At 40.0% G+C, this 10532-nt stretch carries 10 protein-coding genes; 5 read left to right on the top strand and 5 right to left on the bottom strand.

The features are described 5' to 3' along the window. Nucleotides 1-45: 45 nt before the first annotated feature. Nucleotides 46-183 (bottom strand): hypothetical protein, encoded by a 138-nt coding sequence (locus ON09_RS25280; protein ID WP_162097947.1) that lies wholly within the window; start codon nt 181-183, stop codon nt 46-48. 578 nt (nt 184-761) lie between these two features. On the opposite strand from ON09_RS25280, the gene ON09_RS19280 reads away from it, so the two are divergent. From ON09_RS19280 to ON09_RS19305, 5 genes are all read left to right on the top strand, one after another. Then, nucleotides 762-1256, top strand: a complete 495-nt coding sequence (locus tag ON09_RS19280) for a CinA family protein (RefSeq protein ID WP_010602707.1) — start codon at nt 762-764, stop codon at nt 1254-1256. Between the two features lie 34 nt (nt 1257-1290). Beyond that, the gene (locus ON09_RS19285) at nt 1291-2004 is read left to right on the top strand and encodes a DUF3891 family protein (protein ID WP_010602708.1); all 714 of its coding nucleotides are present in this window, start codon (nt 1291-1293) and stop codon (nt 2002-2004) included. Nucleotides 2005-2383: 379 nt separating this feature from the next. Next, the gene (locus ON09_RS19290; protein WP_316927822.1) at nt 2384-2980 is read left to right on the top strand and encodes a DUF6766 family protein; all 597 of its coding nucleotides are present in this window, start codon (nt 2384-2386) and stop codon (nt 2978-2980) included. A 967-nt stretch (nt 2981-3947) separates the two neighbouring features. Further along, nucleotides 3948-5045 carry a zinc-dependent alcohol dehydrogenase gene (locus ON09_RS19300; RefSeq protein ID WP_010602711.1) on the top strand — a complete coding sequence of 366 codons (1098 nt, stop codon included), beginning with the start codon at nt 3948-3950 and terminating at the stop codon, nt 5043-5045. Between the two features lie 3 nt (nt 5046-5048). Further along, the gene (locus tag ON09_RS19305) at nt 5049-5531 is read left to right on the top strand and encodes a hypothetical protein (RefSeq protein ID WP_010602712.1); all 483 of its coding nucleotides are present in this window, start codon (nt 5049-5051) and stop codon (nt 5529-5531) included. Nucleotides 5532-6336: 805 nt separating this feature from the next. Here the strand turns inward: ON09_RS19305 and ON09_RS19310 are convergent. The 4 genes from ON09_RS19310 to ligD all read right to left on the bottom strand — a co-directional run bounded on the left by ON09_RS19310 (nt 6337) and on the right by ligD (nt 10472). Further along, nucleotides 6337-6591 carry a hypothetical protein gene (locus ON09_RS19310; protein ID WP_010602713.1) on the bottom strand — a complete coding sequence of 85 codons (255 nt, stop codon included), beginning with the start codon at nt 6589-6591 and terminating at the stop codon, nt 6337-6339. A gap of 293 nt (nt 6592-6884) precedes the next feature. Further along, on the bottom strand, nt 6885-7382 hold the full coding sequence (locus ON09_RS19315; protein ID WP_010602714.1) for a hypothetical protein: 498 nt from the start codon (nt 7380-7382) through the stop codon (nt 6885-6887). 68 nt (nt 7383-7450) lie between these two features. Further along, nucleotides 7451-8056 (bottom strand): hypothetical protein, encoded by a 606-nt coding sequence (locus ON09_RS19320; RefSeq protein WP_010602715.1) that lies wholly within the window; start codon nt 8054-8056, stop codon nt 7451-7453. A gap of 61 nt (nt 8057-8117) precedes the next feature. Beyond that, nucleotides 8118-10472: a DNA ligase D gene (gene ligD, locus ON09_RS19325; RefSeq protein WP_010602716.1), complete on the bottom strand. Its 2355-nt coding sequence runs from the start codon at nt 10470-10472 to the stop codon at nt 8118-8120. Nucleotides 10473-10532 lie beyond the last annotated feature (60 nt).

Consider the following 10532-nt stretch of genomic DNA (forward strand, 5'->3'; position numbering starts at 1 on the left):
CAACTCTCTCATTTTCGATATCCGGCTTTAAAATCAACAGCTTAATCAGTATTTTCTAACGGTATCTTCAGGGTTTACCCCTTTTGGCGCCTGCGTGGAATCTTTCTTTACAGTATCATCCAAGTCTTTATAATGGTTGCCTTTTTCTGGACTATAATTAGAACAACCCTGGATAATTGCCACTGTGATAACAGTTAGGCAAAAAAAGTAATTCTTACTTTTCATCTTGTAATCAAGTAATTGAATGAATTAATAATTTCTGCAGCCTAATGGAGCTACTTATTTTATAAAACTAATCAGCATCTTAATAAGTTTTCAAAATATAAGAAATGTTGGAATAACGAGTATATATACTTACGACAACTATGAATATAACTATTTGAATATCAGCAACTTTAATTTAAACGAAATTAATTACGGTTACCTTCCAAGCAAATATCCGGTGACTTCCCGTATCAAAACACGTAGTTATTCCTAAACCATCAGGTAAAAGTATTGTTATCAAAATCAGATCATAATCTGTAAAGCGATAGACATTCAAATAACCATCAATAATAAACATGGAAGCCATGAACCTAGACCGCAAAGCCTTTATTATAACAATATCAATTCAATCCATTTTTCATTCTGTAAAGCAACTGTGCCCACAGTCTAGCCGGCACGGGGCACAGGAATTTGGAAAGGGAGCAAACTGAAACGGTAGATGCTGATAAGGCCACCGCCCCTTATCCGAAAAATTAATCATTTAGATATTAAAAATCATGAGTAAGACTTTAAATGAAGTAGGCGAACTTTTAATTGAAAAAAAGTTGACAATTGCTTTTGCTGAAAGTGCAACAGGAGGACGGCTGAGCGCAGACTTCTCCATGATTGAGAATGCAGGAACCTTTTTAAAAGGAGGGATTGTTTGTTATGATGCCTGCGTAAAGGAGGATCTTTTGGGAGTAGAGCCTGAATTGATTCAAAAATATACGCCAGAATCAATTGAAGTGACAAAGGCAATCACTGAAGGTGTCGGAAAAATGATTCCAGCCGATATACATATTGGCGTTACAGGGTTAACCTGTCCCGGTGGAAGTGAGACCAAGGAGAAACCTATAGGTACAATGTTTATCTACGGGCAAAGTGGAAACAAAACTATATTTTCAGAACGTGTTCGCTTCATCGGGAGTAAGAAAAAGATTGTCAAAGCGGCGGTGAAAGCCTGCGGACAGTTTCTGCTTTCTTATTTACAGCAACTGGATGAATTGAAGTAAATTTTAAGTCGGATAAAAATAGACATTAAAAACAATGATCGTTAATTACGTCGAATCTGGGTGGCAAATTACCACACAGCGTGCACATGGACTTCTTGCAGGGCAAATCTGTGCCAGGTGGAAATTATCAAACCAGCCAGATAATTGGCTGGAAACGTTGATTGCTACTACCGAACATGATGATGTATATAATGAGTTTGACAAAAAGCCGCTTCTCGATGATAACGGAGCACCTATTAACTTCAAAGATACCAGTTTTGAATTGGAGGCTTGCCAAAAACAAATTGATATGGCACTAACTAAAAGCAGATTTATAGCACTATTAATTTCCAGACACATTGCTTTTACACATGGTGAAGATCCCTTGGCGAAGGATTTTATAACAGAGTTAAAACTTAAAGAAAAAACCTGGACCAACGAGGCCAGCGTTTCAAAAAATGATATTGACCAAGCCTATGAATTACTGGAATTCTGTGACGCTTTCTCTTTACTAATATGCCAAAACCTCGTTCCTCCGGAGAATAGGCTACTGGAAATTAGCAAAGGACCAGATGGGAAAGCCTACAAGATGCACGAACAAAATGGATCCATAATTGTCGATCCTTGGCCATTCCTTCCTGATAAATTTGAAATAAATTATGAAACCAGAAACCTGAAGCAGTTAAAATTCGATAGTGATGATGAGTTTCGAGAGGCATTGAAAACAGCCTCCGTTCTGATTAACAAAGTAAAGATTTCGAATAAATAGCAGGACATCGTTCGAAAATCGGTTAATGTTGTCAGCATATTATCAACATCAAATAAAAGGCATAAGGAACTGATACTAAAGCAATACGATCACGATGAGTCAAATAAATGACTAGGGTATTAAAAATTAAAGAATCCCTTTTGCCCGAGTTTACGAAGGTTAAGCCTCTAATTACGACATTAATAAAATTACCCTAACCAGAAAGATTGGCTATCTAATTACCATCTCAATACTTTACGGTGCCTTTTATAATACGCATAACATAATAAAACGTAATTCATACCAACAAATTTTAAAATGAACCAAAGAACGCAACATAACCAAAACAAACCGTGGATATACCGAAATAGCTTGTCCATATTTTTCCTATCCATTTTTTATTACCCTAAGCGGCCAGGCATTAACGGGATGGAAGGAATTAAATAGTGAATTAGCTGAATTGAATGGTAAACAGGTTTCACTGAGCCATTACCTGACCAGTGGACATTTTATCTCTGCTACATTCGAAAACTTTGAAAGTGAATTTCTGCAAATGTCGCTGTATGTATTGATTACCATCGGCCTAAGACAGATAGGCTCTGCAGAATCAAAGAAACTAGAAGAAAATGAAGATGTAGATCGAGAGCCTCGGCCATCCAGCGATGCGCCTTGGCCGGTAAAAAGGGGTGGATGGATATTATGGCTATATTCTAATTCATTATCAATTGCATTTTGCATCTTATTTTTGATTTGTTGGGCACTTCACTTTTATGGTAGTTGGGAAAATAACAATCTTGAACTTTCATTAAAGGGAAAACCAGAAGAAAATATATTACATTACCTTGGAGGTTCAAAATTTTGGTTTGAAACTTTTCAAAATTGGCAAAGTGAATTTTTATCGGTCGCGTCTATAGTGTTACTTACCATTTTCTTAAGACAAAAAGGATCTCCTGAATCCAAGCCAGTTGACTCGCCTGATTGGAAAACCGGGAAATAACAAAGCGTAACCATACAACTTACGAATATTGATTGAGCTGTTCGATTGGCTTAACAAACACTTCACTAAATGAAACTGATATGAGCATATTATTTGAAATGTTGAATAGGGTGGCCGTAATTTATATTTTAATACATTGTTTTCTATATTTATCAAACGTAAGAACAGTTAGGAGTTGAATTTAGTCCAACTGGCCTTAATTGTATCAATTTGTGCGCTCGTTATCTCCACTTTTCGCCGAGGGTATTCCGCTTTCATCCCTTCCATAATTATTTTGGGTGTTTTTATTGGCATTTACTATTTCATCATTTATATCATAAACCATCGAAAAAAAACAGGATTGAAGTTGTCAAAAACGGGTATGCATTTAACAGTATTATTTTCCTAAATCAGATTGTAGGCCTATGAAATTTAGTTACCATTCCCCCGAACCGAACTAGGAAAATAATTCTTGCGGATAAATACAAAATAATCAAAACCAATAAGATACCGATTATGTTTTATTGGAAAGGAGGATGGAAATGATGAAAAAATTAGCTAACAGGAACAAAAAATCCGCGGTAATTGCAAAAGGCAAAGCTGCTAAAGGGGTTTCTTTATTTTTAGTGAAAACATCGTTAACCAATAATAACCATTCAGCTATCTTCCGGAAACGAAATACGAGCAATTTAGTTATTAAAAAATTTTCAGGCGAAATAAAAGTCCTTTCAATCCCTGTACCTAGAAACGGCCTAAAGGACCTTTTATAAGGTAGGTATACCTGTTTAATAGATATGATAAAATTAAAAGAAACGATTGTGAAATTTTGTTGATGTTCTAACCACTCGTACATAGCGGATCAGGAATGGAAAGTGAGAACGTTACGTTCATCCTATCCTGATCTGCGGTGATAAACAAATTAAATCTCAAGAATATGCTAGCAATGAATTATAGAGGCCCCTATAGGGTCAGGACGGAACAGCGCCCAATGCCAGAAATATTGCATCCTGAAGATGCAATCGTTAGGGTAACCAGAACCTGTATCTGTGGATCGGATCTGCATTTGTACCATGGAATGGTCCCAGACACCAGGGTCGGATCAACTTTTGGTCATGAATTTATCGGGATAATCGAGGAGGTTGGTCCATTGGTGACCAACGTCAAAATCGGTGATCAGGTTCTTGTTCCATTTAATATCGCTTGCGGAAAATGTAACTTTTGCAAACAGGGGCTTTATGGAAATTGCCATGAATCCAATTCAATGGCAACAGCAGTTGGTGGTATATTTGGCTATTCGCATACCGCAGGTGGCTATAACGGCGGTCAAGCGGAGTATGTAAGGGTTCCATATGCGAATTTTGGACCAACTGTTATTCCGGCCGATATGGACCCAGATGATGCGGTTTTGCTAACTGACGTCGTCCCTACCGGATACCAGGCTGCTGAGATGGGTGGAATCAAAGAGGGTGATACTGTTGTAGTTTTCGGAGCAGGACCTATAGGCATTATGGCTGCAAGATGTGCATGGTTTTTCGGCGCAGCCCGGGTGATTATTATTGATCACATCGAATATCGCCTGGAATTTGCAAAAAACTATGCTAAATGCGAAGCGTATAATTTTAAGTCCATGGCTGACCCGGTTGTCTTTCTTAAAAAGACGACTGACTGGTATGGGGCAGATGTTTGCATCGACTGTGTAGGGTGTGAAGCGGAGGGCAATGCACTTCAGACTTTCACCGGAAAAGTGACCCTGATGCAGGCTGGCGCAGCCACGGCATTACAGTGGGCAATTAATAGTGTTAAAAAAGGGGGAATTGTATCAGTTGTAGGCGTTTATGGTCCACCTTTCAACTACGTTCCAATTGGGAATATACTTAATAAGGGCATCACGCTTCGCGCCAACCAGGCATCTGTTAAACGGCTGCTTCCTAAATTGATTGACCATGTGCAGACAGGCCGACTAAATCCAAAAGGGTTAATCACTCATCGGGTTCCCCTGGAAGAAATTTCAGATGCTTACCACATATTCTCATCCAAACTTGATGAATGCATTAAAACTGTACTCATCCCATCCGCAAAACACTAGGTTATGAAAAACGAAAAAACAGATTATAAAAATATTCCCGGCTGGGGAATGGATATAGATCCGGGTAACGAACCGACTTACCCGATGAAAAATTATACTGGGGACGACCACAAGCGCAGCGTGTATGAACGAAGTAATCAACAGCATGCAGATGTTGAAATTTTAAAATCCAATGAACGCCCGGCATTAAGTGCTGTTCTTGGAAATACCGTGCCACCCTCGGGAATAAGCGGCATGATTCGGCGCTATGCATTTAAGCATAGCGAAGATCGTTATAGGCATTGGATCCCTCTGATCCTGGCCGATCGGGTCAATGTTGTAGAGGGCATTATCGAAGATCTTTCCCGGGGGATCATTCCTAATATATTCGCAGAAAGTGGTATTCGCGCAGCAATCAGGCACAACCCGAAAGGGCTGCTTAAAAAAGTCATTATTACTAGTGTTGTGGCTGGCGTTATATTATATGCACTAAAAAAGAAAAAATAATACCAGAGCGGAATGAAAAATGTCCGCTCTTATCACACAAATGGCTTTATTGGATTAAAACCGGTAGTACACCTTTTCCCGAAATTATTAATAAAATCCGTTTGATTTTGTTAACATGATGTAGAACCAACCGGTCAACCCCCTGGGCAATATCAGATTTTAGCCATTCTAAATGCTTATCAAGGTCTGAAGAATCCTTACATGATTAGACATCTGTGAGGGCTGTACGAATTCCGATGCCGAATTAAAGTGGGCAACGGTTGTGAGTTCCCCCAAAACACTACCCCGAAAGATATTGCTTCGCCACTGATTGAAAGCGCCCTGCTTGGCATCACTTTGATTCTGGCATGAAATAGCTGCACTTTTAGATGTACGAATTTATCCTGTCCACCATTTTCCTTAAGCCTAATATCACTGTTATTCCTTTGAAGGACGAAGGTTGGTTAATATGCGTCCACCCAACTTCTAGCCCATCTTGCTTTTCAGCACTAACAGCCGCTCCAAATGATGATAAAGGTTATTTTGCCTGCAGGCTATATAGTTTTGCATTTCGACGGCAATAAGGCCATGATAAAACACCCCTTTAACAGATAAAAGGTTGGATATTATAAGATAACTTTCAAGCTGACGTTAATTGCATTTGGGAACATATTTTCTCCTGCCAACCAAATGTTTTTCACATGCTGTGTCAAGCTTGTTCCAGAAATATTATAGTCAGGACATAATTCTGTCTTCTGATTTATTTCCAAAAGTTGAAAGGCAACATGATACTACTTCCTATCTAATGGAAATTAGCATAATAGCATCAAATAACTTTAGGAATAGGGGGAATATGGCTTTCTAATGAATCAGCAAGAAGATCAACGAGATCGTCGTCCAGGTGACCGGGATTCTTACATAACTGCAAGAAATTGTGATGATCAGGGACAAATGCAGCTAAAAGGATACCATTTTCAAAGACATGATATTTACAACGTTCTCCGTCGTGAAACATATATTCCGCAAGGTCAAATTTTCTATTATCCGTACCTACTGTAATTGTTAGCTGATAGTTTTTCATCTTAAATAAGAACCAAAATCTCCATTCATTTGTTTTCTAAAGGGTATTTATTATCATCGCAGTAAATATGTACCTAACACATAATCAGCGTCTATTAGAAATTATGTGTTATAATTTAACGCCGTGTCAACTGTATTATTGATGAATAGAGATATACTTGCTTTTATAGGTGAATGAATTGCTGAAGACATCTATAACAAAGTAATAAACTACTTTCCAAAGCAATGATCCGATAATACCTCACACTTAAGGTATGCCAATTAACACGACCCCTCCATGTATATACAACTTTTTTAATGGGTAATTGACGTATTGCCACTTTTTGGAGCTTTCATTCGCGCCTTATCTTGGTCTTTAAGTAAATTATACGCAATAGTAGCTCCGATCGCAAATACAACATGAGCAGGAATCCGTTGTAAATAAAACCGTCGATAATTCATTAAAGGGCTTAAGGGATGGACTTTAAACGTTGCCTTCCAAATTAGTGATCCGACCACTCCGCTAACTAAACCTAGTAAGACTGAATTTTTACCATCCGGTCTCAATTTCTTTTTTTCCCATAAATCAGTGTAGACAGAAGAAAATGCTGTACCCATTGCAAAATGTGCGCCCCACCCTGCTCCCTTACAAAACGATTTTGAAATAAATGGAGCTAACCTTTTGATCAGTTTGCCGAGTTGTGCCGGTTCCCTAAACTCCTGTCCTATCGTTGCTGACATGATTGCACTGGACAAAGTCATTAAACTTGTTCCCGAAAGGCTACATACCAAAGCTTTTGCTAACTTATCCATAATATAAACGATTTCGTGAAACCAGCAGGGGTAACTACTGCTGGACCGACGCATTTTTAGATCTAAAATTAATTCACAGTTATTATCACAAAGTAAGCGTCGTGTGCTTTCTTTACGATCAAGTCCAGGTGGTCATCAAAACTAACCAGATTCATAACTTCATCCTTTAAAAAAGTGGCAAATATTTCAAGATCAGTCTCCTGTTCAACAATTACTTCCAGCGTTTCAGAACTCTTCCAATCGGTTGCAACCACTTCAGGATATGTGCCCATCAATATCGCCGAAAAGCCATCTCGTGAATAAACATTAGATAACTTTTTCCCGATGTCTGAAACGAAAGGCTTTAGTGCTTCATCTTGGGCAATCCATTGCAAACTGTTTTCTTCATCCTGCCATAGGCTACCGGCATATTTACCATCCAGATGGACAGCGTAGCAATCTCCACCTTGTTCCACCATTGCCTGAATAGGCTGATTATCATTAGTGAGTGAAAAAATATATCTTTCCATAGGGTGGCCATCTTCATAGAAAGGACTTGTAGAGACAAAATCTTTCTTTCTATATTTTCTACGTCTATAGACCAAATAAATTGAAGCAACGGCAATAGCAATTGCCCCTGCAAAAATGATCCTACAAGCTTGCTCATTCGACCGGTCAAAAAATTTGTGCTTCATACGCTTTATCCTAATAACATCCTATTTCACAATAGGTTTTGATATTTACATTTAGCAATATTTATGCAAAACGATGCTGGGCAGAGGCGATCACCCCGTGCATATCAATTCCCTGGCCAAGTACACCAGAAAACAAATCACCAGTTTCTTTCAAACGGTCGATCGCGTTGAAAATCGTGAAATCACGCATTTTCAGCCCGGGCTTCACTTCTTCCCATAACAGCGGCATGGATACTGTTGCACCGGGTTTCGGACGCAGCGAATAGACCCCTGCAATAGTGGCGCCGGGTCTGTTCTGCAGGAAATCAAGATACATCTTTCCACCCCGCTTTGAGATGCTACGTTCAAGGGTAGTAAATTTTGGAAGTTCCCTATTCACCTGCCTCACGATCAGGTTGGCAAAGAGCTGGCTCTGTTCATAACTATAAGCTGCACCAAGTGGGATGTAGATATGTATGCCTGTTGAGCCTGATGTTTTTGGATAACTGGGCACACCGATATCCTCTAAAATATTACGGGTAACCTGTGCGGCTTGGATTACCTGGTCAAAGGAGTTTTTATCCGGGTCCAGATCAATGACACAATAATCAGGGTGATCTGGTGAAGATGACCTAGAAAACCAGGGATTTATTTCAATGCAGCCCAAACTGGCCATCCAAAGTAAAGTTGCCCTGTCATGTCCAAGCAAATAGCTTTTCTCTTCCCCTTTATCATTGGTATGAGGCATTGTCAGGGCCCAGTCTGGCGCAGTTTCCTTTACGTTCTTTTGATAAAAACTCTGGCTATGGATTCCTCCCGGAAACCGGTTGAGCGACATGGGACGATCTAGTAAATATGGAAGCATTAGCGGCGCTACCGAGTCATAATAATTGAACATGTCCCGCTTGCTCACGCCATCTTCAGGCCAGTATAGTTTAGACAAATGCGTGAATTTCAATAAATGTCCGTCAATATTTTTTTCCTGTGTTTCGGCTTGCCCTGTTAATAACGGATTTTTTGCAAGAATGGCTTTTCTTCCCTTGGGCTTTTTGGGGCCATCAATCGAAACCGGTAAAATTGGAGCCTGTAGATCATATTCCAGTTCGACCTCGTTCACCAATTTGCCTGCCCTGGTTTCTAACTCTAAAACAACTTCTTTCGGGTTTTTGTCCTTTCTAAGACCCTTAAAAGATGCCTGGCGAACCTTTCCATCACTGGTTAGCTCTGCAAATTCGATCTCGCAAATGAGCGTAGGCTTTAGCCAGGTCGGTTTTGCCCCTAGCCTTTGCGGCCGGAATTGGGAAGGTTCATCTACATCTGGCTTAATTCCAAAAGGACAGCTTTCAGTAATTAATTCTTCAAATTCCGCCATTAATTCTTTTTGAATGCTTTGATTAAAACCAGTGCCTACCTTTCCAATGTACACGAGTGTCCCACTTTTATCATATACTCCCAGCGCAAGCGCACTAAAAAATTTTTCCGTCCCTTCATTTCTGGTGTAGCCACCAATAACCACCTCCTGTCGTCGCTTAGCTTTAATCTTTAACCAATCGCGAGACCTGCTGTCTGAAGAATAAAAACTGTCAGCACGCTTGGCTATAATGCCTTCGAGCTTCATGCGTTTTGCGGCGTCAAAAAAATCAATACCACTGGTGTAAAAAGCCTGACTGACCTTAATGACAGGATGATCTTTTGGCAAAACTGCCTCTAGGAGTTTTCTACGTTCAATGAGCGAGAGTGATAATAACGATCTTCCTTCCAGCCAAACCATATCAAAAATATAAAAATGAAGTTGGGCACGCCGGGTATTCTTCCAGTTCTGCAAAGCACCAAAATCAGCTCCTCCGTCATCTTTTAATGCAACCACCTCACCATCCAGAATAGCATTAAGTCGTAAAGCACTTAACGCCTCATTGATCTCAGTAAACTGGTTAAACTCCAAATGATTTCTTGAATACAGGCTGGTTTGATCGACATTCAAATAGGCCATAGCCCGGTAACCATCCCATTTGATCTCATAAACCCATCCCGGCTCATCAAAAGGCGCATCGACCAGCGTCGCTTTCATGGGCCTAATTTCTTTAGGCTGATCCATTTCCTCCCCATTACGCCAAACTGCCTTCAGATCATCGGAAAGCAGCATCAAAGCGGAAGGATCCTGCTTTAGCTGAGTTTCCTTATGATTTGATTTTCTGTTTATTTTCCGTCCAGACAATTCAATCCAGACGGGGGCATGATCACTGGCACCTTCCCATCCCCTGATTTGCTTATCCACACCGCCGGATTTGAGCCTGGTAGCCGGATCGGAACTAAGCAGGAAATGATCCAAACGCAAGCCAGCATCTCGATCCCAAGCCTTCCTTAAGTAATCCCAGTAAGTATAAATCCGCTCACCGGGATAGAGGGTGCGGATCGCATCGGTCCAGCCTTGCTCCAATAACGCCGCATAAGCACTTCTGATCTCGGGCTAGAAAAAGTGCTATTCGTTTTATATTTC

The organism is Pedobacter agri PB92, from assembly GCF_000258495.1.
GTDB classification, from domain to species: Bacteria; Bacteroidota; Bacteroidia; order Sphingobacteriales; family Sphingobacteriaceae; genus Pedobacter; species Pedobacter agri.